We start from the raw sequence: 19,062 nt of genomic DNA on the forward strand, positions 1-19,062 counted from the left end.
AGGTGCTTGGAAAGAACACTCGTTGCGGTCATCCATCTGGACACGATGGAAATTGAGGTGCGCTCTTCTTTTAAATTTAAATGTGTTAAAAACTGCGGGAAGTGCTGCATGGAGCTTGACATCCCCCTCAGGGATGAGGACATAGCCGCCATTGAAGACCTCGGATACAGTGCCTGGGAGTTTGTGGACTATGAAAAGATGTTCTACAGGGGTGACAGATTCCTCGGGTATGCCCTGAAGAAGAGGCCATTCGATGATGCGTGCATCTTCCTGGATGAGAACAGCAGATGCAGGATATACCCCCACAGGCCCAGAGCATGCAGGCTTTACCCATTTGTTCTCATCAGAAACGGTTCGGTTATGGAGGTTTACATCAGGAATGATGAGTTCTGCCCGGGCATAAACCACCCGGAGGGAGAGACGATAGACCAGGAGTTTATCAGAGAATATTTCAGCGAGATAATCGAGGAGTACGGGCGGAAACTCAAGTCCTCCGGAATCTGAAGTATTCCGTTTTTGAGAAAGATTCAGGGAACCGAAACCTATTTATACATTTTCTTGTTAATTTGGGTTACTCGGAGGTGAAAGGGCATGAGTCAGATAAGAGCAGTACAGGAGAAGTTGAGGCTTGTCAGGGTGCTGAAGATACTGAAAAAGTCATATACCTACGAGGAGCTCTCGAAGATGACGGGTCTCCCGATAACCGTGCTGAACAGATACGTGAGGGGAAAAGTCCTCCCGAGCACCGAGAGAACAAAGGAGCTCCTGAAGATGCTTTCCCCGTATGTGAACCTGGAAGAGGAAGTCAGAAAGAGGATAAAATTCGATGAAATGGGGTTCTTTGACAATATGATGGTTCTAAGCGACACCCCCCTTATGAGCCTGATTGCGGAGGAGGTCGCCTCCAGATACATGGATAAAAACGTCACCAAGATTCTCACGGCAGCAACCGACGGAATTCCCCTGGGCGTCCATATAGCAAAGGAACTAAATGCCGATGTTGTTTATGCCAAGAAAAAGAAAGAGGTGGGTGTTGAGAAGTTCTATGAGGTTAGTTATGTTCCAAGCGCCTCCGGAAGCGTTACCACGCTCTACCTGCCGCACTGGGCACTCAAAAAAGGAGAGAGGGTTCTCATCGTCGATGACGTTATAAGGAGCGGGGAGACCCAGAAGGCCCTTGTGGAGATGTGCCGTCAGGCGGGGGCAACACCCGTGGGAATGTTCTTCCTCATAAGCGTTGGGAATGTTATCGAGCATCTGAAGGGGGAGTATGAAATCCCCGTTGATGCCCTCGTTGAGATAGGGGAGTGATTCAAATCCCCAGCTTTATCATTTATAACGTTCTCGGAATGAGCATTCCCGTGGATGCCGAGGAGGGAACCCTGTTTACTCTCCACTGTCCCGAAGAGGAATGCGGAAAGGAAATCATGCTCCGGGGAACCATAAAGAGGGTCAGCGGGGAGGAGTTCCGGAGGGTTTTGAAGGCTGCGATAGAAGGGAACAGCGTATTCGCCGGGCTGGAGGATATACACGGTTCCTTCATTTTTGAGGGCAGTGTGAATGGAGAAAATGTAAAACTGCCCGCAGAATCCATGGAGGAGTTCACGGAGAGGTTTATGAAGGAGGTTTTTGTCTTAACAGGCTAAAGGGGAAGCTGCAGATCCTCCTTTACTATATCCATGGCAACGTGCGTGTTGGTTTTCTCCACTCCATCAATTGAGAGCAGCCACTTGACGAACCTGTTCATGTCCTCCCGTCCCCTGAACTTGGCCACCGCTATGATGTCGTATTCCCCCGTAACGTCATAGACGCACGTCACGTGCTCGTTCTTCGCTATCTCCCTTTCAATCTCTATGATCTTCTTTCCCTGGGCCTTTATTCCTATTATCGCGGTTAGCTCATAGCCCAGTTTTTCATAGTTAAGCTTCGGTGCAAAGCCCAGGATAATTCCTCTCTCCTCCATCCGTTTGAGGCGGTTGTAAACCGTCCCAACAGCAACTTTAAGCTCTTTCGCAATCTCCCTGTATGAAAGCCGGGCATCTCTCTGCAACAGGGATAATATCTTCCTGTCAAGCTCATCCACCAAAAGCATCACCATTCCCAAATCCACCGCAAAGTTTAAATATCCTTCTCCTTGAGGAGATAGCGGGCAGTGGACCGGTAGCCTAGCTAGGACAGGGCGGCGGCCTCCTAAGCCGCAGGTCCGGGGTTCAAATCCCCGCCGGTCCGCCATCAATGTGATTCTCAGTTAAGAACTTCTCCAGAAGGATTTCACATCTAAACGTGCTGTTAAAAAGCTTGGTTTTAGGAGTTTAGCGCTCTGGAGGGATGTGAGAGGAGAGCTTTTCTCACCCCGGGCCCCGAAACCTTTAAATATTTTTGATGCTTTTAGTTAATTTGGGTAAGAAAAATATCGGGGGGTGAGCCGATGACCCATGTGGCTGTTCTTGCAAACATAAACGGGAATTTTCCCGCACTGATAAAGGCCCTGGAAAGGATAGAAGAACTCAAAGAGGAAGGATATGAGATAGAAAAATACTACATCCTCGGCAACATCACAGGGACATTCCCATACCCCCGGGAGATTGTGAAGAGCGTAAAAAGCCTCATCAAGAACAGCAGCGTAAAGATTATCCGCGGTGAGTATGACCAGATCATCGCCCAAGCTGAGAGGCCTGATTATATTGACAGTCTGGGCATTCCCGGCTATCTCAGGAGGGCGCTTAAATACACGTGGGAGAAGCTGGGCCATGAAGGAAGGGAATTCATCAGAGACATCCCGATATACCTCGTGGACAGGATTGGAAAGAACAGCATATTCGGGGTTTATGGCAGTCCTCTGAACCCATTTGAAGGAAGGGTGCTGCCGGAACAGCCAACTTCATACTACGAGGCCATAATGCGGCCGGTAAAGGATTACGAGATTCTGCTTGTCTCATCGCCGAAATATCCTGTGAATGCCATGACGAGATACGGAAGGGTTGTGTGCCCCGGCAGCATAGGGCTCCCTCCGGGGAGGGAGCACAGGGCAACATTCGCGCTCATAGATGTTAGCACGCTCCACACGAAGTTCGTGGAAGTCGAGTACGATAAAAAAATCATAGAAGAACGCATAAGGAATGAAGGACTGCCGGCCGAGCTGGTTAAAATTCTCTACCACGGAAGAGTCTGATAAGATCCATCAGCTCCCCCCTTAAGACCATCAGAAATACAAGAAATGCCACGGCAAGGGCGGTTTTTGAAATGAATACAGACATCTGGAGGATAGCTGCCAGGAGGAGAGGTTTATAGACCGAGGGGGATACACCCAGGGTCTTCATCGAAACGTATGCCGTTCCCAGCAGAATCAATGAATACCCTGCCAATAGTCCAATCATCGTGCCGTACTCCCCCGAGGAAGGTATCAGGAAAAACCAGGAAATAAGAGAAGCGAGCGCACCAAGCAATGCCACCATGCTTGCCCTCTTAACATATTTTGTTGAACTTAAAGCGACTATGCTCGGGTTATAGGCAATGTAAACCTCAACCGCAATGAGCGCAATGTAGAACTCATCTCCCAGCGAGAAGCCAAAGAAAATCGAAAGCACCTCCCTGCCGAAGAGGAGCAGGAGGAATACGATGATGGCGGTTGCCAGAATCAGAACCCCTGTTAGCCTTTCGGACAGGTTTTTAACATACCCCATCTCCTCCCTGCCGTATTTGTAGGAATACAGGGGCATTATGGCAGACTGGAGAACCTGAGGAAGGTATGTGAGGAGGAAAGCGGCCGAAAGGGAGGCCGAAACCCTGCCCGCTATACCGGCGCTTCCAAGCTTCTCGCTCAGAAAATACGGGCCCTGAATCAGAAAAACACCCGAGAGCGTTCCGAGGAATGCAAAGGATGAATACGAAATGAGGAGCCGGATGTCCCGGGCTCCAGGTCTCCTAACAAGGCGGTTTTTAATCAGATATGTCCCTGCGGCTGCAGATATCACCCCCAGGAAGAGGAGGTACGGCAGGTACACAAGGGAGCCCATAAATCCCGCCAGAAATCCAGCAAAAGCCAGCAGGACAACATAGGCATAAACCTCGCCCCTGTGTATCCCATAGAAGAAATTTCTCACAGTAAGCTGAAGGGCCCGAAGAACCGAGATCAGACCGATGTATGCATTAAAGGGGATTATGAAGAGCCCCAGAAGGGGGAATAGAAATGCAACCGAGGTTATGGACTTTATCCTTTCCTCATCGCCCCGCCCGAGGAACTCCGAGGAATACTTCCCGAGGGCAACCGCAAAGAAGCTCAGGGGAATTGCAAGCAGGAACGCCTGGGAGATGAGGGAATTGGCGGAACCGAGAACCTCAATGCCATATCTCCGTGAAATCATGACGCTGTAGAGGAAGCGCGTGCTCCCGAAGACTGCCAGTGCGACTACAGAGGCAATAGAATGCCTGATGATAAGGTTCCTTTCATAGCTCATAAAATCTGTAAAGGGGAGAGGAAATTTAACCTTTGTGGAATCCCAGATAGAACCCCGCAACAAAGGCACCTGTCCCGGGCAGTATTCCGAGGACCTTCTCGCCGATGGTTGTGATCTGGGAGGTCACGCTCCCCGCAAGGTTGAAGAGCTTGTCCGTGTTAATCGTTATTACTCCCTTCTGCTGAAGCCAGAAGAGGCTCAGGACATAGGCTCCGATTAAAGCCATTGCTAGTTTCATCAGCTTTTTCAGGGCAAAGCCCGTTATAAAGCCCACCACACCTCCGACCCCGACATCACCAAGCATGCCGTTCATGTCAAGCGTTGCCATGTTTCACCACCACAGAGAATTGGAGTGAGAGAATAAATAGTTTATCCTCCCCCGTAACATCAGGACTCCAAAACGTTTAAATTTCACGGCATGAAAATATTTACAGCATATGAATGCCACCGGTGATATTTATGACTGGCCCTATGGAGAGACTGAAGGACAAGCTAACCAAGGAAGTTTTGTGGATATACATACTGACCCTCCTGAAGAAGAGACCGATGTATGCCTATGAGCTCAAGGAGAAGATAAAGGACAGATTCGGGTTTGAGCCCGCAACCGTGAGCTCCTATGTCGTCCTGTACAAGCTCGAAAAGGAAGGATACGTAACAGCGGAATGGCAGGAGAGTGAAACTGGAAAACCCTCAAGGAAATACTACCGGCTCACAGAGGATGGCAGAAAGCTTCTTGATGAAGGTCTGAAGTTCCTTAGAAACACAATAGAGAAATTGGAAGAATGAGCCATCAGCGGCCCATTCCACCTCTCGGCTCTTTTGCCTTTGGCCTGAGTCCTTTGTAGCCGCATTTCCTGCATTTCTTCGCCTTCCATGGATTGGTGGCGCCGCATCTCATACAGATGTACTTCTTAAATATCCTTGCCTCAGCTTCCGGAAATCTCGCCATGTTAATCACCTCATGATCTTGAATCCGCTGGTGCGGGGGACGGGATTCGAACCCGCGCAGCCCTGCGGCAGCGGATCTTAAGTCCGCCCCCTTTGGCCAGGCTCGGGCACCCCCGCTCATGAATAAGCCCACTAGGGAAAATTAAAAAGGTTTCGGTGGCCTTTTCAGGGCGTTGTCGGGCTTATCCCAACAGCACCGCTCAGGTTCTTATAATCCTCATTTCAAAGTCTTCAACAGGTATTTTGAAGTCCTCTCTGGTCTCAATTTCCTTCCTGTTGTAGAGTATCTCCCTCGCAAGTATCCAGTATATCAGCGCGAGGGCCTTTCTGCCCTTGTTGTTTGTCGGGATCGCAAGGTCAACGTAGCTGAGGAAGTTCTCCGTATCCACGAGGGCCACTATGGGTATGCCTATCTCAACGGCTTCCTTCAGCGCCTGATGATCCGCCCTCGGATCGGTTACTATGAGAACATCGGGCTCCATGAAGTTCTTGACTGCAGGGTTTGTCATCGTCCCCGGAAGGAATCTGCCGGGTATTGCCCTGGCACCCGTGACCTCACCGAACTTCTTCACGGGTTTTTGCCCGTAGAGCCTGACGCTAACAGCAAGAATGTTCTGCGGGTCGAACTTGGCCAGGAATCTCCCTGCCGTGCGGAGCCTCTCGTCGGTCTTCCTGACGTCAAGGACATAGAGACCGTCCTGCCTAACGCGGTAGATGAACTTCTTCATGTCCTTAGTCTTCTGCTGGGTTCCGATGTGTATTCCGGCTGCCAGATACTGGTCAAGTGGAACTAAATATTCTTCCATCTTCTTCACCCCTCAAATGTTATTATTCTTCCCCTTTCACCCAAATCTTCAGCGATTCTAATCAGCTCATTTATCTTGGCAATCGAATCCCTGTGGAGCATTAAAGCGGGGCAGTTAAGCCCCACGGCCAGATGGGGCAGAGCCCCATCCGCAGATTCAAACTCTGCCTCGGCCAGAATCGGAGTTATCCTCTCCGATTTGGCATCGTTCACAAGATTGTATAAATCGGTGAGCGTGCCCAGGTTTATGGGTTTTATGGAAAGCGCGTTGTAATAGCGCCTGTCAAGTATGTCCTTCTCCTTGAAGAGGTACTCCCCATCTATGAAAACACCGTGGGTTCCGGCAATCAGCTCAAGGAAGAGTTCTTCATCCCCCATTGGCTTTATGTATGCGATGTTGTTGTCCTCAACCAGACTGAGCACCTTCTCCATCTCAAGGGGACTTTTCTGGATTATTCCCACGGCAACTTCAAGACCGAGTTCATCGCTCGCCTTTTCTGACGCCACGGAGAGATTCTCAAGTGAGATATTCCCCGCATGCTCCTCAACCTTCACGAGAGCATCCACAATGTCGGTAATCTCCATCAGATCCCTTACCAGGATATAGTAATCAAACATCCCATCACTGCCCACGCTCATTATGGGAACAGGCAGTTCAGTTGTAAATGTCCCGCCGATGTAGCTGTAAAGGGGCAGTTTTTTAACACTCGCAGCAGCTTTTGCCACTGCAACGGACACCGCTAATGCCGTGTTTGCACCTATGTGGCTCAGATTATCCGTGCCATCTATTTCCCACAGGTAGCTGTCAATAATCTCCTGCTCCTGGGCATCAAAACCTATCAGCTCAGGCCCTATAATCTCATCAACCTCACTGACAGCCCTGTGCGCCTCTGCGATATAAAGTGAAGGGTCTTTATCAACGGGAGCGGCAAATCTTCCAAAGCCGGAGCTGGTTACAACGTCGACCTCAATGGAGTATCTCCCACCCTTGAGGACAGCAACCCTTCCAATCACGTTCTCTATTACTGTCATGGTCATCAACTCGGCCTTATTACCGTAATCGGCACAACACCCTTCTCAAACTCAAGCATTGCGGCATCCAAGGGGGTTATGCCCTCCGGGACGTCTATGAGCACCGGCGCCCCCATGGCGATCTGCAGAGCCCTTGCCCCTATAATCCTCGCCTTTTCAAATCTCGTATATCTGAACATAGTCACCACCCATTCCAGTCCAACCCATCCCCGTCGTTTCCACATCAGTATGGTGGGGCCGCCGGGATTTGAACCCGGGTCTCCGGCACCCCAAGCCGGGAGGATGGGCCAAGCTACCCCACGGCCCCCCCAGAAATGTGGTTTTTCAATACACCCTGTACTTCATTATGTCGTCGATCAGCTCAACATGGCTGAGGAATGTTCTCCTGCAGCAGTATCTCTCAATCCCGAGGTCGTCGAGCACCTTCTCGGGATCCTCACCCTGCTCAACCCGCTCTTTGAACACGTAGTATTTATCTCCAATGACCTTCCCGCATGTGAAGCATCTTACGGGCACTATCACCCAGATCACCTTCTCAAACTTTCAAAGGAAATTAAATGAAAACCTCAACGGTATGACTTCTGCCTCTTGGCCCTCGGACCCTTTGTTGATCTGTTCGGCTTGTGCGGCTCCGTCCTTCTTGAATCTCCCACGAGCATCGTTCTGTCGTATTTTACGAACTTGTCCTTGAGGTTCATGTCGTTTGTCCACTCCACAAGGGCCCTTGCGATTGCAACACGGGCGGCCTCAGCCTGTCCCATGATTCCACCGCCTTCTACCTTGACGTCTATGTCGACCTTGCTGACTATCTCTTCACCTGCCAGAACCAGAGGTTCCATAATTGTGAATCTTATCATCTCCGGCTCAATGATCTCCACCGGCCTGTGGTTGATCCTGATCCTGCCCTTCCCCTCTCTTATCGTGGCTCTCGCAACGGCTGTTTTTCTCTTTCCGGATGTCTGGATAACCTTCATTTCTACCACCTCAGAACTTTCCACCGAGGAACCTGGCAACCTCTCCAACAGTGACGTACTTCGGAGTTGCCAGCCTTGCCATGTGGGCCTCCGCTATCGTCTCAAACTCCTTTCCCTCGAACTCCCTTGGAATCCCCGCATAAACCCTGAGCTTCTTGAATGCCCTTCTTCCCCTGTTGGTCTTCCACGGCAGCATTCCTCTTATAGTTCTCCTTACAAGCTCATCGCTTCTCTTCGGATAAAACGGACCTCTCCTTGGGTTAGTCCTGGTTCTTAGCTCTGTCCTCTGCTTGAATTTTGCAAAAATGTCCTCCCTGTTGCCGGTGATGATGGCCTTGTCAGCGTTGACTATGATGACCTCCTCGCCCTCAAGGAGCATCTTGGCAACTTTTGATGCAAGCCTTCCAAGGATCAAACCTTCAGCGTTAATTATCCTCATAGCCCATCACTCCATTATAACTACTCCACTACCTTTGGGATTTCTCTCCATGAGCTCCTCAATCGTTATCGCCTCGCCGCCAGCCTCAACTATCTTCTCCCTGGCCTTTTCACTGAATTTCCATGCCGCAACGGTAACCCTGTGGCCGAGCTTCCCTGCGCCGAGGACGCTTCCTGGGACGATGACCGTGTCGCCTTCCCTGGTATAGCGGTTAATCCTGCTTATATTTACCTCAGCCCTCTGTCTCCTTGGCCTCTCCAAACGCCAGGCTATATCCTTCCATATCCTTACTCCTTCCTCATTTGACTTTTTTCTAAGATAGCGAATGAGCCTTCTCAAATTAATATCAGTCGGACCTGTCCTCTTCATGATCATTCCTCCTAAATTTCTCGCACCGAGGGACGGGGTGATCATTATGGTGCGGGGGCGGGGATTTGAACCCCGGAACCCCTACGGGACGGGACCCTGAATCCCGCGCCTTTGACCAGGCTCGGCAACCCCCGCTCAGACGGCTAATTTATGAAGCTCGTTTATAAACCTATCGCTCTTCCTCATGAGGATTTTGAGCGCTATGGCCACCATTTCCTCAACAGGCAGCTCTCCATTGCTTTCAACCGTGAAGACAAATGTATCAGGTATAACCTCTTCCTTTATCAGACTCCCCATGTAGCCCTCAAATTCTCTGGGGAAGTAAAAGCTTTTGTACGTGGTTATTATGATTTCACTCCCGGTTTCTTCAACCGGCAGCTTTCTTCTTTCTGCAAGGTTTTTAAGCTTTTTCCATCCCGGAATTTCCTTGCTTATGTGTATCCTTGTCAGATACTTGTAGTATGCATAACCCGGCTGCCATTTGGCATGGTCCCTGCCCCTTCCAAGCCTTGCATATGCATTGAGGGTTATCCTCTGCCCCTCAGCCAGCTTGACTATCGGGATGCTGGGATTGGCGGGCTTTATATCCGGGTCGTCGCTCTTCAAATCTCCCGAATAAACCATCCCAGGCCCCTCGAACTCAAGGCCCAGTGTTACAGTGTAATCATCGAGATCAAGCGCATCGAGCTCAAATCTATCAACAGGGGTCGTTAGCGGCACCATGGCCAGTCTGTGGGCGATAATCTCATCAAAGAGAGCAGAGTCATTTTCAAAGAACTCAACCTCATCAACAGCAAACGTCGGAACCTCGCCAATTATGGCCCTCCTGAGGGCATTTGCAAACGTGTGACTAACCCCTCCGAGGATAAAACGAACCGAGTCCTCCCGTTTTTCAAGAATTTTAACTTCCATTTTTCTCACCTTCTCACCAAAAAAGAAGTTTTAAAGGGGTCAGACTCTCCTGCCCCTTCTGCCGCCCTTTGGTCTTGTTCCGTCGTGGGGAATCGGTGTAACATCCTCAACGCGGCCTATCCTGAGACCTGCCCTGGCCAAAGCCCTAATTGCCGCCTGGGCACCTGGTCCCGGGGATTTGCTCTTGCTTCCTCCGGGGGCGCGCACCTTGATGTGCACTCCGGTGAAGCCCTTCTCCATGGCCTCTTCGGCGGCTCTCTTTGCAGCTATCATGGCGGCGTAAGGTGATGGCTCATCCCTGTCAGCCTTGACGACCATACCTCCGCTCCATCTTGAGACTGTCTCAGCACCTGTGAGATCCGTGATGTGGATTATGGTGTTGTTGTAGGAGGAATATATGTGGGCGACACCCCACTTCTCCTTCTTCCTGAGGTTGACCTGACCTTCACTCATTGTGCCTCACCCTTTGCCTGTTCAATAACCATTCTCTCAGGGTGGCTTTCCTTTGTGAACGGTGAGTTTCTCGCATAGGTTATGCCCGTTTCCTCCTCTTTGAGGACAAGGTAGCTCGGTGATCTTATGACCTGACCTGCAACCTCTATGTGTCCGTGGACTATAAGCTGTCTTGCCTGCTTCACAGTTCTCGCGAGGCCCTTCTTGAAGACCATGGTCTGAAGCCTCCGCTCAAGGATGTCCTCAAGGGTCAGAGAGAGAACGTCATCGAGAGCCGCTCCCTCTGGGAGGAGACCAAGTCTTGCAAGCCTCTGGAGGAGCTGCTGCCTCTCAACCTCGGCCTGCCTTCCTCTCGCTGCCAGCAGCCTTCTGGCCCTTCTTCTGAATTCCTTAAGCTGGGTTTCGTGCTTCCAGAGCTCCTTCTTGTTCTTGAGGGCGTATTTCCTCATCAAAACTCTCTCGCTGTCGAGCCTCTCCTTAATCCACGGGTGAGAGGGAGTTTCATACCTCTTCCTCTGCCTCTTTGGGTCTCCCATTCAAATCACCTCACTTCTTCCTTCTGCTAACACCGAGGGTAGCACCGTGTCTGAAGTTTGATCTTGTTCTCTGCCCTCTCATAGGCAGACCGAGTTCGTGTCTTATTCCTCTGTATGCCCTTATGCGCCTGAGCCTGTTCACATCTTCACGCCATGCCATGACGAGCTTGGCCGTGATGAGGTGCCTGTCAAGCCCGGTATCGTAGTCCTTGGGTCTGTTGACCGCCCAGGCAGGAATGCCGTGCTTTATTGGGTCAGCCAAGATTTCCTCTATCTTTTTAACCTGCTCCGCTGTGAGGTACCCTGCCTTCATGTACGGGTCTATTCCTGCTATTCTGAGCACCATTGTAGCGAAGTTTATTCCTATCCCTCTAATTCCTGTGAGCGCCCATCTGAGCTGTTTATTTCCGTTTAAATCAACACCTGCTACACGCACTATGTGCCTGAAATTGTCCGTCATTACGAATACACCTCCAAATCCTGTGCAAGGATTTTGGCGCCGGGACGGGGATTTGAACCCCGGTGGGCAGGACGCCCACGGGCTCTCAAGGCCCGCGCCATCCCAGGCTAGGCGATCCCGGCATACACCCTGTAACCAGAGCCCTTTGCCAGCTCTCTCACTTCGGCGAAGTTCTCCTCCATTAAACCCTTAATATATTTTGCGCCCTGCTTCGTTTTAATCACGAGCTGAAGCAGGCCTTCATCGTGAAGATGCAGGGGAGCATTTATAACTATTTCCCTCAGCACTTCTTTGCCGGCGTGCACAGGCGGGTTTGTTATTATGCTGTGGAACCTCTCACCCCTAACGGGCTCGTAGAGACTTCCCCACCTTACCTCTGCGTTTTTAACGCCGTTGATTTTTAAGTTTTTCTTTGCTATGCTTATTGCTCTCCTGTTGATGTCCGTCATTACAACCTGCCCGACAAACCTGGAGGCCACTATTCCCACCGCCCCGTAGCCGCAGCCCAAATCGAGGACGCGCCAGCCTTCATTGAGAATCATGCTCTCGATTAAAAGCTCGGTTCCGCGATCGAGTTTCCCGAAGGAAAAGACCCCGCTCGCTGTGATGAACCTGAAGCAGTGGCCTCTGATGCAGACTTCTATGGTCTTCGTCCTCAGCGGGACTTTCGGTTCTTCGGAGTAGTAGTGGCTCATGTGTGGGGATAAGAAAGGGGGTTTATCAATCTTTGCTTGCACAAAGCTTGACCAAATGGTTCCAACACTATTTAATCATCTTGGGTAGTTCGTACGTGCTTTGTAGTAGGGGGAGTTTTAGTGGGCTTTCTTAGGTGGGGGGGTCAATATTTGCTGGGTTTATTCTTTCCGCGCCCTCTGGGCGCTACTGAAAGTAACCCCTCTTAGAAAAATCCGCTTAAGAAAAAGCCTCCAGAATTACGGCACCTTAAAAGCACGTACAAACTTTGATGAAACTTTGCGAAGGTAAAGTTTCTTTCCGTAGGGCGAAGCCCCACTTCGGGGTTTGAGAGTACAGAGCAAGCTTTAGGAAAGCTTGACCAAAGGATAGTGATTCCTTTTTTAAGGTGCAATTTGGAGAGCATTTGCACTCTCACCCACAAGCTCCTTAAACGAGAATTCACCCCCATAACTTCCGAACAAGGGTTTAACCCAAAAGCGCTCCTTCGGAGCGCGAGAAAAGTAAACCTAGCAACTATCCCCACTTGGGTAGAATTCTAAATCCAAGAAACAAATCTCAAAAGGCAAACACACAGAAGAGAGATCAATGAGAGAATCACAAACCTTGATGAAACTTCGCGCACAGCCTTTAGAAAAGGCTGGCGAAAAAAGCACCTTCCCATTCCAAGGAGCAGAAAATCAGTTGTGCACTGATTGAATAATCCCAGGTAGGGGTTTAACGTCAATGAAAACTTTAAAGCGGTTCCAACTCATTATTGGCGTCCGAAGGACGCCGTTTTAAAGTGGAACATTCACCAAAAAGCAAAGTTGAGAACAAACCCACTAAAAAACTGAAAATCAAAAAAGCACCCAACCTTCCGCCGGCGCTCCTTGGGAAGCGAAGCTTCCGAGGTGTTGAGGCTTTGCCTCAACATGCGAAGCAAGGGCCGCTACCACATCTTCGGATACCAGTCCCTCGGCATAAAGACCTTGTCGACATCAACGGCTATTCCCTTGCTCCTCTGGAGCATTTCACCGCTCGTCATGGCTGCTTTTCCGAGTGCAACGAGTTCATCCTTGAGGGTCATGACGGCAACCAAGTCGCCCCTCTTGATGCCCTTGTGGACCTTGACTATTCCCGGAACGGCCAAATCAGCGCCATGGGTTACTGCCGCAACAGCCGAATCTCTAATCCAGACCTTCGGCAGGTGTTCAACGGCCTTCTCCATCGGCTGAATCGCTCTGCGGAAGTACTCCTCTATTCCATCGTCCTTCCAGAAGTGATAGTAGTCTATGAGGTCGTGGAGAGTCACCAAAGTTTCATCCTCTTTGAAGGGACCGCTTCTGGTACGGCGGAGTTCGGCCATGTGTGCTCCAACCCCGAGGGCAAGGCCGATGTGGTGGATAAGCGACCTTATGTAGGTTCCGGCCTCAACTCCAACGCGGAAGAGCACGTCCTTGCCGTCTATCTCAAGAATCTCGATGTAGTAGACCTTCCTCGTCCTCAGTCTTCTCTTGACCGCGCTCCTCAGCGGCGGCCTCTGGATTATCTCACCCTCAAACTCCTTCATGACTGCTCTAATCCTATCCTCCGGAACATCGCCGTGAAGATGCATTAAAGCCACATACTCCTTTCCCGCCGGGAGTAATGCCTGAACCACCCTCGTCGCCCTTTCAAGTGCCACCGGGAGAACACCGCTGACCTTGGGGTCGAGTGTTCCTCCGTGGCCGGCCTTGTTCAGGTTGAACAGCCTCTTAATCCAGGCAACGACCTCGTGGCTCGTCGGCCCCGGGGGTTTGTCGAGGTTTATTATTCCGAACTGCATGTGCATCTCCATGGGCCTCTTCTCCGGCGGAAAGCCCCACTTCGGATTCGTCTCGGCCTTTTCGTCTTTAACCAGAACCTCTCTCCTTATGTCAGCCGGAAGTTTTTGCACTTCATCTCTAGCCATGAGCATCACCTATGGATCATTCAAAGCTTCTATAAACTCATCCTTTTCGATTCCGGCCAGTTTTAGAACACCCATAAGTGTTCCTGCTTTTAACTCTTTATGAAGGGGGACAACGGTTCCAATCTTCCTGCCATCTTTATATTTAACCAGAACCATGTGGCTTCCTCTTCGTCTGGAAACCACAAAACCGAACTTTTTGACAAGGATTTTAACAACTTGCTCACCCGATAGCTTTGGCAATCTGGACATTGAAATCGCCTACAAATTTGATTTTTTCCAGTTCCTCTCTCAGCTCCGGAAATTCCTCAAGATAAAGCTCAACGGCCTCCTTTAGATTTTCAATAGCCTCCTCCAGTGTCTCCCCCTGCGTTGTGACTCCAGTAAAAACCTCTCTGATTACATAGACACCCCCTTCTTCCCATATGACCGCATGAAGCTCCATTCAGCTCACCTCCGAATAATACAAAGGTGCAACATTTTATAAAACCACCTAATACCTAAACATGTAGGTAAAAACCGGCCAGTTCGGGAGGTATTTAACGAGCTTCAGGTAGCCCGGCACAAAAACCTCCCTCTTGCCCTTTTCAAGCCCCTTAAACACGGCCTGTGCAACATCTTCCGGCTCTATCGAGCCCCTCGGAACCTTTCCGTTCCAGAATCCGGTCTTGACCTGCTTCGGGTAGACACGCATGAGGTGGATTCCCCTAGGTTTCAGCTCGCGTTCGAGGTTTATCGCTAGGTAATGCAGGGCCCCCTTGGAGGCGCAGTAGGAGGGGATCTCCGGCACGTTGATAAATGCAACGCCGCTGATTATAAACACCAGGGTCGAACCCCTGGGGAGCATTGGAAGGAGTGTCCTTGTAAGTTCCAGGGGTGCAAATACATTCACCCGGAACAGAGTCTTCATCTCCTCCGCAGACTGCTCAAGAAGAGGTTTCCTCACCGCAAGGCCGGCGTTGTTTATGAGAAGGTCAACCTTCTCCACACCGAGCCTCTCAAGCCCCTCCAAAATCGTGCTGGAAAAGTCCTCTTTACTCAGGTCGGCAACTATGTATTCAAAAGCCGGCAGTTTTTTCTGAAGTTCACGGAGTTTTTCCTCGTTCTTGGCCACCCCAACAACACGGTAGTTCCTCTCGATGAGGCCCTCAACGAGAAGCGTTCCTATGCCACCTGTGGCACCTGTAAGGAGTGCAGTTTTCATGAGATCACCAGAAGTATTTAGGAAACGGGACTTAAAAGCGTTGAGAAGTAAGAAGAGGCCAGAAGGCCTCGTATCACTCAAGGCTGATTCCGGCCTGCTCAAGGGCGGCCTTAACGGCTTCGTCGTCGGCGCCGCGCTCGATGCTGACCCTCTCCGGGAGGGGCTCGAGGTGCTTGACGTTCATCCTCCTGCGCTTGACCTTGTTCAGCCCGGCACCGGTAACGAGGACGAAGTTCCTGTCGATGACGTCAACGACCACTACCTTTTCCCCGGCCCTCCTTCCGGCGATTATAACAGCAAGTCTTCCAACCTCAATTGCAGGCATTTCATTCCACCTCCTCATTTTTTGTTGCCCGGGTTTGCACCCGACCCCGCGTCACCGTCGGGGTAAAGGTGGTCGATGGCGGCCTTTACTATGCTAAAGACCCCATCGGGACCCCATTTCGAAGTGTCAATTACCAGATCATAAATTGACATGTCGTCTATGTCAATGCCGTAGAGGTTTAAATATCTTTTTCTGTTCTGCTTTTCCCTCTCGGCTATGGCCATGAAGGCCTTCTCCACGGAGATGCCCTCCCTGCGGGCAACCCTTCTGGCCCTCTCCCTTATGGGAGCATCAAGCCAGATTTTTAAATCTGCTTTTTCAACCATCCACCCGGCCAGGCGGCCCTCAATAACGACGTTGCACTCCTCAGCCGCCTCTACCTGTCTCCTGTCGACTTCCCTGTCAACTTCGGGATGAAGCTCGGCATATTTCTGAAATTCCTCAAGTGTCATGCCCATCTCCCTTGCCATCTGCCTGAAGATGAGCCCCGCATAGATGTGCTTGAAGCCGTAGTACCTTGCAAGGTTTCTGCACAGCGTCGTTGTTCCAGAGCCTGCTAAGCCGCTGACGGTTATTACGAGGCAGTTCTTTGGCATGGAAATCCCTTCAAAGAGCTGCCCTTACCTGGGCCTTTATGAGCTTCCTCATGCAGCTCGGGCAGAGGTTTGGATATGGTCTTTCTGGCCTCTTCTGGGTCTTTGAGAGCCTCCTGATTTCACTCGGTCTGCCCCTGGGATAGCCGTTGAGCGGCCTTCCGCAGAGAGCACAGTGGGCAACCTTGGGCTTCTTTCTCTCGAAGTGTATGACTGTCCTTCCTCCTGGAGTCCTAACGTACTTTCTTCTCCATGATCTTGACCTGTACATTGGCTTCATTCTCATCACCTGCTTTAGCTTTTTGCAATTCATTTTTAAATTTAACTAAGCCATGTCGAGGAATTTCCTCAGGATGTAGCCGACCGCCATTGATGTTAGCACGTACCACCCGATGTAGCCGAGTTCGTTTGCAGGAAGTCCCGAGTGATACATCTTATGGAACCAGTCGAAGATGAAAAAGTTGAACGGAGCTTTAACGACACCGACTTCAACATACCATCTCCTCAGCCAGCCGAAGAATATCCAGAATATCGGGAGCGTGAATATCATTGGTTTGAGCATTGAGTCCTTCATTACCTCATTCTGCAGTTTTAAGAGCTCCATCTGTTTCTGCTGGAGCTTTCTCATCTTCTTCTCGTCTTTTGCAGCCTGAGCCGCTTTATACTCCTTCTGGAATTCCCTGCTCATCTTCTGGAGCTTCTTCATCTTTTCCTGGTCGACGAGGACGTAGTTCAGGAGCGTGAAGAAGGCACCGAGGATGATGCCGGATACTGTAACCACCCAGAGGGGATGGTAATTGAGTATCATCGGCCCGAACACCTTGTCCAGAAATTCATATATTCCCTCAAGCATATTCACTCACCGCCAGATCAAGTATTTCCACCAGTTCATTTACAGCCTCTTCAAGACCTTTATCTTCATGATTCTCAATTATCTTTATAAGTGCATTGGAATGCATGGCATAGCTTATTGCGGCAGCCCGGTTCAAGTCCTGATGCCTCTCTATCTGCTCCTCTGTTTCAACATCTCTGTCCCTCTTAAGATCCCTTAAACGTCTGCCGAGTATTTCGCTCGGTGTGGCCTCTATAATGACAATGAAGTTGGGGTTTATGGCCTCGATAACCTCCTTCGGAAATCCAAGGAGATAGCCGGCGGGCGTTCGGATTGTGGCATGGGTATCCAGGAGGACGGGTTCCTTTTCTGCAATATCCCCTATCCTTTTTGCAACCTTCATCTGGAGTGTTCTCTGAACCGTGAAGCTGAGCCTCCTCATCTCATCCCTGTGCTTCACAAGCCCCAGCCTGACCGCCTCATTGAACATCAAATCCCCGAAATTAACCAGCCTGAACTTAGCCCTGGTCTTTCTCAGGGCAAGTCTTGTTATCGTGCTCTTCCCAACCCCTGGAATTCCGGTTATGATGACTACAAACGGCATTGAGATCACCCAAAATGAGAGTCCCGCAATAATAAAAGAGGCTTGGTTTAAAAGGTTTATTGGAATAAAAAGAAAAACTTCAGGTGCTGAAGAACCTTCTCAATGCGGGGAACATTTCGCTCGCCTGTTCTCTGGCTATCTCCTCGTAGAATCTGTACAGGATACCCACGGTCAGCAGTATGCCCGTTCCCGTACCGAGGGCCCCGAGGAAGTCGGCCAGCACGGCAACTATTGCCAGCGTAAATGACCCCCAGAATGTTACGTAGGGGATGTACCTGTTGAGCACCCTCTCAAGAATCCTCGGGTCTCTCCTGAAACCCGGTATCTGGAGGCCGGCACGCTGGAGCTGCCTTGCTATGCTCTTGGCATCCAGCCCCGTCAGGTCGACCCAGAGGAACCCGAAGATCAGTGCCCAGAATATTGTCATTAGAGCAAAAACCAGTGCCCTGAATGGATCCGCCATGACGTGATAGATATCCCTCGGAGGAATGACATAGGTAACGAAACCGCTCAAGGCGGCACCTGTCTGGGGATCAAATGTTCCGAGCCATGGGTGGCCGAGCCTCTCAAGCATTCTTGCCCACAGCTGGACGTTTGCATAAAGGGCGAATGTCAGGATGATGGGGATGTTGCTAACGTACATGAATCTTATGGGATACCTTCCCCTGACGGTGACCCTTCCATAGCTGAGGGGTATCTCGACGCGCATGCTCTCAAGGTAGACAACTATGAGGAAAACGACGATTGTTGCCATGAGATCCATCATGTCGGGCATGCTCCCCCTGTAGAGAGCCCCTGTGATGTCCCCGTGGAGCAGATGCTGTATGAAAGCCGGAACAGCACCGATTATGGCGGGTCCGCCGGTAACGGGGTCAATATAGCTCTTGGTTGTCAGGGGATTCAGCGATTTCACAATAACCTGCTGGGAGACACCGGCCGCAATGAAGAGACTGATACCGCTGCCTATTCCCCATTTGCTGACGAGTTCGTCCATTATCATCAGCACTATACCGCCGAGGGCAAGCTGAATTACCAGGAGTATTTTTATGCCGAGCTCAGGGCTGCCGAATGCCCCGGCAAAGACATATATCGCGGCCTCAAAGAAGCACATAAACACTGAGAAGAGCTTTTGAGCTGCCTGATAAAACTTCCTGTCCTCAGGATTTGACATATCAAGCTTGACGATCTCGGATCCCACAAGGAGCTGCATGATAATACCCGCAGTGACCAGAGGGCCTATTCCAAGGGTCAAAACCGTTCCGCTCCTGCCTGCAAGAACGAATCTCAGAGTGGAAAAATAGTCCTGTACCTTGGGTGGAACACCGTAGAGAGGAATTTCAGCAAGCACAAAGTAGAGCACCAGAACAATTCCCGTCCATATGAACTTTTCCCTGAGAGCTACATGTTTTTTGGGCCTCTCAATCTCCGGGAACCATCTCTCAATAGCAAATGTCAGATCCCTTAACTTTCCCATGAGCAACACCTTTGGAGATTTT

The 19,062-nt window shown here is 50.5% G+C and carries 31 protein-coding genes and 5 tRNA genes; 6 read left to right on the forward strand and 30 right to left on the reverse strand.

Annotated elements, in window-relative coordinates; all coding sequences use genetic code 11:
* The first annotated feature begins 6 nt into the window (after positions 1-6).
* From ACYQ27_RS09755 to ACYQ27_RS09765, 3 genes are all read left to right on the forward strand, one after another.
* On the forward strand, positions 7-504 hold the full coding sequence (locus tag ACYQ27_RS09755) for a YkgJ family cysteine cluster protein (protein ID WP_456454296.1): 498 nt from the start codon (positions 7-9) through the stop codon (positions 502-504).
* 87 nt (positions 505-591) lie between these two features.
* Positions 592-1,311, forward strand: a complete 720-nt coding sequence (locus tag ACYQ27_RS09760) for a phosphoribosyltransferase family protein (RefSeq protein WP_456454298.1) — start codon at positions 592-594, stop codon at positions 1,309-1,311.
* Positions 1,312-1,349: 38 nt separating this feature from the next.
* Positions 1,350-1,646 (forward strand): hypothetical protein, encoded by a 297-nt coding sequence (locus ACYQ27_RS09765; RefSeq protein ID WP_460041557.1) that lies wholly within the window; start codon positions 1,350-1,352, stop codon positions 1,644-1,646.
* On the opposite strand, the gene ACYQ27_RS09770 is transcribed toward ACYQ27_RS09765, so the two are convergent.
* Positions 1,643-2,092 carry an Lrp/AsnC family transcriptional regulator gene (locus ACYQ27_RS09770; RefSeq protein WP_456394984.1) on the reverse strand — a complete coding sequence of 150 codons (450 nt, stop codon included), beginning with the start codon at positions 2,090-2,092 and terminating at the stop codon, positions 1,643-1,645. The genes ACYQ27_RS09765 and ACYQ27_RS09770 overlap by 4 nt on opposite strands.
* A gap of 62 nt (positions 2,093-2,154) precedes the next feature.
* Here ACYQ27_RS09770 and ACYQ27_RS09775 point away from each other — a divergent pair.
* Positions 2,155-2,232 (forward strand) — tRNA-Arg (locus tag ACYQ27_RS09775).
* 196 nt (positions 2,233-2,428) lie between these two features.
* Entirely contained in the window at positions 2,429-3,172 is a 744-nt protein-coding gene (locus ACYQ27_RS09780; protein WP_456454300.1) for a metallophosphoesterase family protein, read from the forward strand.
* Here ACYQ27_RS09780 and ACYQ27_RS09785 read toward each other — a convergent pair.
* Both ACYQ27_RS09785 and ACYQ27_RS09790 read right to left on the reverse strand, forming a co-directional pair.
* Positions 3,144-4,457 (reverse strand): lipopolysaccharide biosynthesis protein, encoded by a 1,314-nt coding sequence (locus ACYQ27_RS09785; protein WP_460041558.1) that lies wholly within the window; start codon positions 4,455-4,457, stop codon positions 3,144-3,146. The genes ACYQ27_RS09780 and ACYQ27_RS09785 overlap by 29 nt on opposite strands.
* Positions 4,458-4,482: 25 nt before the next feature.
* Positions 4,483-4,785 (reverse strand): FUN14 domain-containing protein, encoded by a 303-nt coding sequence (locus tag ACYQ27_RS09790; protein ID WP_456394966.1) that lies wholly within the window; start codon positions 4,783-4,785, stop codon positions 4,483-4,485.
* Positions 4,786-4,916: 131 nt separating this feature from the next.
* Here ACYQ27_RS09790 and ACYQ27_RS09795 point away from each other — a divergent pair, with 131 nt between their 5' ends.
* Positions 4,917-5,243, forward strand: a complete 327-nt coding sequence (locus tag ACYQ27_RS09795) for a PadR family transcriptional regulator (RefSeq protein WP_456394967.1) — start codon at positions 4,917-4,919, stop codon at positions 5,241-5,243.
* A 4-nt stretch (positions 5,244-5,247) separates the two neighbouring features.
* Here ACYQ27_RS09795 and ACYQ27_RS09800 read toward each other — a convergent pair whose 3' ends face one another.
* The 27 genes from ACYQ27_RS09800 to secY all read right to left on the reverse strand — a co-directional run bounded on the left by ACYQ27_RS09800 (position 5,248) and on the right by secY (position 19,040).
* Positions 5,248-5,406, reverse strand: a complete 159-nt coding sequence (locus ACYQ27_RS09800; RefSeq protein ID WP_068665969.1) for a 50S ribosomal protein L40e — start codon at positions 5,404-5,406, stop codon at positions 5,248-5,250.
* Between the two features lie 28 nt (positions 5,407-5,434).
* Positions 5,435-5,522: transfer RNA gene (locus ACYQ27_RS09805), tRNA-Leu, on the reverse strand.
* 83 nt (positions 5,523-5,605) lie between these two features.
* Positions 5,606-6,211 (reverse strand): 30S ribosomal protein S2, encoded by a 606-nt coding sequence (gene rpsB, locus ACYQ27_RS09810; RefSeq protein ID WP_456394968.1) that lies wholly within the window; start codon positions 6,209-6,211, stop codon positions 5,606-5,608.
* 5 nt (positions 6,212-6,216) lie between these two features.
* On the reverse strand, positions 6,217-7,242 hold the full coding sequence (locus ACYQ27_RS09815) for a hypothetical protein (RefSeq protein WP_456394986.1): 1,026 nt from the start codon (positions 7,240-7,242) through the stop codon (positions 6,217-6,219).
* A gap of 5 nt (positions 7,243-7,247) precedes the next feature.
* Positions 7,248-7,421 (reverse strand): DNA-directed RNA polymerase subunit K, encoded by a 174-nt coding sequence (locus tag ACYQ27_RS09820; protein WP_456394969.1) that lies wholly within the window; start codon positions 7,419-7,421, stop codon positions 7,248-7,250.
* A gap of 50 nt (positions 7,422-7,471) precedes the next feature.
* Positions 7,472-7,549 (reverse strand) — tRNA-Pro (locus ACYQ27_RS09825).
* Between the two features lie 17 nt (positions 7,550-7,566).
* Entirely contained in the window at positions 7,567-7,764 is a 198-nt protein-coding gene (locus ACYQ27_RS09830; protein WP_456394970.1) for a DNA-directed RNA polymerase subunit N, read from the reverse strand.
* A gap of 44 nt (positions 7,765-7,808) precedes the next feature.
* A complete protein-coding gene (locus tag ACYQ27_RS09835; protein ID WP_456394971.1) occupies positions 7,809-8,216 on the reverse strand; it encodes a 30S ribosomal protein S9 in 408 nt (135 codons plus the stop codon).
* 10 nt (positions 8,217-8,226) lie between these two features.
* On the reverse strand, positions 8,227-8,655 hold the full coding sequence (locus tag ACYQ27_RS09840; protein WP_456454304.1) for a 50S ribosomal protein L13: 429 nt from the start codon (positions 8,653-8,655) through the stop codon (positions 8,227-8,229).
* Between the two features lie 6 nt (positions 8,656-8,661).
* Complete coding sequence (locus ACYQ27_RS09845) at positions 8,662-9,024, reverse strand: 50S ribosomal protein L18e (RefSeq protein ID WP_456454306.1); 363 nt, start codon at positions 9,022-9,024, stop codon at positions 8,662-8,664.
* A 47-nt stretch (positions 9,025-9,071) separates the two neighbouring features.
* Positions 9,072-9,159 (reverse strand) — tRNA-Leu (locus ACYQ27_RS09850).
* Positions 9,160-9,936 carry a DNA-directed RNA polymerase subunit D gene (locus ACYQ27_RS09855; RefSeq protein ID WP_460041559.1) on the reverse strand — a complete coding sequence of 259 codons (777 nt, stop codon included), beginning with the start codon at positions 9,934-9,936 and terminating at the stop codon, positions 9,160-9,162.
* 39 nt (positions 9,937-9,975) lie between these two features.
* Entirely contained in the window at positions 9,976-10,389 is a 414-nt protein-coding gene (locus tag ACYQ27_RS09860) for a 30S ribosomal protein S11 (protein ID WP_456394975.1), read from the reverse strand.
* Positions 10,386-10,925: a 30S ribosomal protein S4 gene (locus ACYQ27_RS09865; protein ID WP_456394976.1), complete on the reverse strand. Its 540-nt coding sequence runs from the start codon at positions 10,923-10,925 to the stop codon at positions 10,386-10,388. The genes ACYQ27_RS09860 and ACYQ27_RS09865 overlap by 4 nt, the downstream gene beginning before the upstream one ends.
* Positions 10,926-10,935: 10 nt before the next feature.
* Positions 10,936-11,385 carry a 30S ribosomal protein S13 gene (locus tag ACYQ27_RS09870; protein ID WP_456394977.1) on the reverse strand — a complete coding sequence of 150 codons (450 nt, stop codon included), beginning with the start codon at positions 11,383-11,385 and terminating at the stop codon, positions 10,936-10,938.
* Positions 11,386-11,419: 34 nt separating this feature from the next.
* Positions 11,420-11,507: transfer RNA gene (locus ACYQ27_RS09875), tRNA-Ser, on the reverse strand.
* Positions 11,493-12,080, reverse strand: a complete 588-nt coding sequence (locus tag ACYQ27_RS09880; RefSeq protein WP_460041560.1) for a class I SAM-dependent methyltransferase — start codon at positions 12,078-12,080, stop codon at positions 11,493-11,495. Before ACYQ27_RS09880 ends, ACYQ27_RS09875 begins: the two co-directional genes overlap by 15 nt.
* A gap of 929 nt (positions 12,081-13,009) precedes the next feature.
* Entirely contained in the window at positions 13,010-14,011 is a 1,002-nt protein-coding gene (locus ACYQ27_RS09885; protein WP_460041861.1) for an RNA-guided pseudouridylation complex pseudouridine synthase subunit Cbf5, read from the reverse strand.
* Between the two features lie 9 nt (positions 14,012-14,020).
* Complete coding sequence (locus ACYQ27_RS09890) at positions 14,021-14,260, reverse strand: type II toxin-antitoxin system HicA family toxin (RefSeq protein ID WP_456453377.1); 240 nt, start codon at positions 14,258-14,260, stop codon at positions 14,021-14,023.
* Entirely contained in the window at positions 14,232-14,453 is a 222-nt protein-coding gene (locus tag ACYQ27_RS09895; protein ID WP_456453382.1) for a type II toxin-antitoxin system HicB family antitoxin, read from the reverse strand. Before ACYQ27_RS09895 ends, ACYQ27_RS09890 begins: the two co-directional genes overlap by 29 nt.
* Before the next feature lie 48 nt (positions 14,454-14,501).
* Positions 14,502-15,212, reverse strand: a complete 711-nt coding sequence (locus tag ACYQ27_RS09900; protein ID WP_460041561.1) for an SDR family NAD(P)-dependent oxidoreductase — start codon at positions 15,210-15,212, stop codon at positions 14,502-14,504.
* Between the two features lie 73 nt (positions 15,213-15,285).
* Positions 15,286-15,537 carry a 50S ribosomal protein L14e gene (locus ACYQ27_RS09905; RefSeq protein WP_456453387.1) on the reverse strand — a complete coding sequence of 84 codons (252 nt, stop codon included), beginning with the start codon at positions 15,535-15,537 and terminating at the stop codon, positions 15,286-15,288.
* Between the two features lie 14 nt (positions 15,538-15,551).
* Positions 15,552-16,133: a (d)CMP kinase gene (gene cmk, locus ACYQ27_RS09910; RefSeq protein WP_456453388.1), complete on the reverse strand. Its 582-nt coding sequence runs from the start codon at positions 16,131-16,133 to the stop codon at positions 15,552-15,554.
* 10 nt (positions 16,134-16,143) lie between these two features.
* Complete coding sequence (locus tag ACYQ27_RS09915; RefSeq protein ID WP_456395492.1) at positions 16,144-16,410, reverse strand: 50S ribosomal protein L34e; 267 nt, start codon at positions 16,408-16,410, stop codon at positions 16,144-16,146.
* Positions 16,411-16,455: 45 nt separating this feature from the next.
* Positions 16,456-16,983 carry a DUF106 domain-containing protein gene (locus tag ACYQ27_RS09920; protein WP_456395384.1) on the reverse strand — a complete coding sequence of 176 codons (528 nt, stop codon included), beginning with the start codon at positions 16,981-16,983 and terminating at the stop codon, positions 16,456-16,458.
* Positions 16,976-17,566 carry an adenylate kinase gene (locus tag ACYQ27_RS09925; RefSeq protein ID WP_460041562.1) on the reverse strand — a complete coding sequence of 197 codons (591 nt, stop codon included), beginning with the start codon at positions 17,564-17,566 and terminating at the stop codon, positions 16,976-16,978. Before ACYQ27_RS09925 ends, ACYQ27_RS09920 begins: the two co-directional genes overlap by 8 nt.
* A 79-nt stretch (positions 17,567-17,645) precedes the next feature.
* A complete protein-coding gene (gene secY / locus ACYQ27_RS09930) occupies positions 17,646-19,040 on the reverse strand; it encodes a preprotein translocase subunit SecY (protein ID WP_456395388.1) in 1,395 nt (464 codons plus the stop codon).
* Positions 19,041-19,062: the final 22 nt, after the last annotated feature.

This window comes from Thermococcus atlanticus, from assembly GCF_054657855.1.

Excerpts from the sequence above, each read along its gene's own strand:
- ACYQ27_RS09760 (WP_456454298.1), top strand. The coding sequence starts at position 592 with ATGAGTCAGATAAGAGCAGTACAGGAGAAGTTGAGGCTTGTCAGGGTG.
- ACYQ27_RS09765 (WP_460041557.1), top strand. The coding sequence starts at position 1,350 with ATGAGCATTCCCGTGGATGCCGAGGAGGGAACCCTGTTTACTCTCCAC.
- ACYQ27_RS09770 (WP_456394984.1), bottom strand. The coding sequence starts at position 2,092 with ATGCTTTTGGTGGATGAGCTTGACAGGAAGATATTATCCCTGTTGCAG.
- ACYQ27_RS09780 (WP_456454300.1), top strand. The coding sequence starts at position 2,429 with ATGACCCATGTGGCTGTTCTTGCAAACATAAACGGGAATTTTCCCGCA.
- ACYQ27_RS09785 (WP_460041558.1), bottom strand. The coding sequence starts at position 4,457 with ATGAGCTATGAAAGGAACCTTATCATCAGGCATTCTATTGCCTCTGTA.
- ACYQ27_RS09790 (WP_456394966.1), bottom strand. The coding sequence starts at position 4,785 with ATGGCAACGCTTGACATGAACGGCATGCTTGGTGATGTCGGGGTCGGA.
- ACYQ27_RS09795 (WP_456394967.1), top strand. The coding sequence starts at position 4,917 with ATGACTGGCCCTATGGAGAGACTGAAGGACAAGCTAACCAAGGAAGTT.
- ACYQ27_RS09800 (WP_068665969.1), bottom strand. The coding sequence starts at position 5,406 with ATGGCGAGATTTCCGGAAGCTGAGGCAAGGATATTTAAGAAGTACATC.
- rpsB (WP_456394968.1), bottom strand. The coding sequence starts at position 6,211 with ATGGAAGAATATTTAGTTCCACTTGACCAGTATCTGGCAGCCGGAATA.
- ACYQ27_RS09815 (WP_456394986.1), bottom strand. The coding sequence starts at position 7,242 with ATGACAGTAATAGAGAACGTGATTGGAAGGGTTGCTGTCCTCAAGGGT.
- ACYQ27_RS09820 (WP_456394969.1), bottom strand. The coding sequence starts at position 7,421 with ATGTTCAGATATACGAGATTTGAAAAGGCGAGGATTATAGGGGCAAGG.
- ACYQ27_RS09835 (WP_456394971.1), bottom strand. The coding sequence starts at position 8,216 with ATGAAGGTTATCCAGACATCCGGAAAGAGAAAAACAGCCGTTGCGAGA.
- ACYQ27_RS09840 (WP_456454304.1), bottom strand. The coding sequence starts at position 8,655 with ATGAGGATAATTAACGCTGAAGGTTTGATCCTTGGAAGGCTTGCATCA.
- ACYQ27_RS09845 (WP_456454306.1), bottom strand. The coding sequence starts at position 9,024 with ATGAAGAGGACAGGTCCGACTGATATTAATTTGAGAAGGCTCATTCGC.
- ACYQ27_RS09855 (WP_460041559.1), bottom strand. The coding sequence starts at position 9,936 with ATGGAAGTTAAAATTCTTGAAAAACGGGAGGACTCGGTTCGTTTTATC.
- ACYQ27_RS09860 (WP_456394975.1), bottom strand. The coding sequence starts at position 10,389 with ATGAGTGAAGGTCAGGTCAACCTCAGGAAGAAGGAGAAGTGGGGTGTC.
- ACYQ27_RS09865 (WP_456394976.1), bottom strand. The coding sequence starts at position 10,925 with ATGGGAGACCCAAAGAGGCAGAGGAAGAGGTATGAAACTCCCTCTCAC.
- ACYQ27_RS09870 (WP_456394977.1), bottom strand. The coding sequence starts at position 11,385 with ATGACGGACAATTTCAGGCACATAGTGCGTGTAGCAGGTGTTGATTTA.
- ACYQ27_RS09880 (WP_460041560.1), bottom strand. The coding sequence starts at position 12,080 with ATGAGCCACTACTACTCCGAAGAACCGAAAGTCCCGCTGAGGACGAAG.
- ACYQ27_RS09885 (WP_460041861.1), bottom strand. The coding sequence starts at position 14,011 with ATGGCTAGAGATGAAGTGCAAAAACTTCCGGCTGACATAAGGAGAGAG.
- ACYQ27_RS09890 (WP_456453377.1), bottom strand. The coding sequence starts at position 14,260 with ATGTCCAGATTGCCAAAGCTATCGGGTGAGCAAGTTGTTAAAATCCTT.
- ACYQ27_RS09895 (WP_456453382.1), bottom strand. The coding sequence starts at position 14,453 with ATGGAGCTTCATGCGGTCATATGGGAAGAAGGGGGTGTCTATGTAATC.
- ACYQ27_RS09900 (WP_460041561.1), bottom strand. The coding sequence starts at position 15,212 with ATGAAAACTGCACTCCTTACAGGTGCCACAGGTGGCATAGGAACGCTT.
- ACYQ27_RS09905 (WP_456453387.1), bottom strand. The coding sequence starts at position 15,537 with ATGCCTGCAATTGAGGTTGGAAGACTTGCTGTTATAATCGCCGGAAGG.
- cmk (WP_456453388.1), bottom strand. The coding sequence starts at position 16,133 with ATGCCAAAGAACTGCCTCGTAATAACCGTCAGCGGCTTAGCAGGCTCT.
- ACYQ27_RS09915 (WP_456395492.1), bottom strand. The coding sequence starts at position 16,410 with ATGAAGCCAATGTACAGGTCAAGATCATGGAGAAGAAAGTACGTTAGG.
- ACYQ27_RS09920 (WP_456395384.1), bottom strand. The coding sequence starts at position 16,983 with ATGCTTGAGGGAATATATGAATTTCTGGACAAGGTGTTCGGGCCGATG.
- ACYQ27_RS09925 (WP_460041562.1), bottom strand. The coding sequence starts at position 17,566 with ATGCCGTTTGTAGTCATCATAACCGGAATTCCAGGGGTTGGGAAGAGC.
- secY (WP_456395388.1), bottom strand. The coding sequence starts at position 19,040 with ATGGGAAAGTTAAGGGATCTGACATTTGCTATTGAGAGATGGTTCCCG.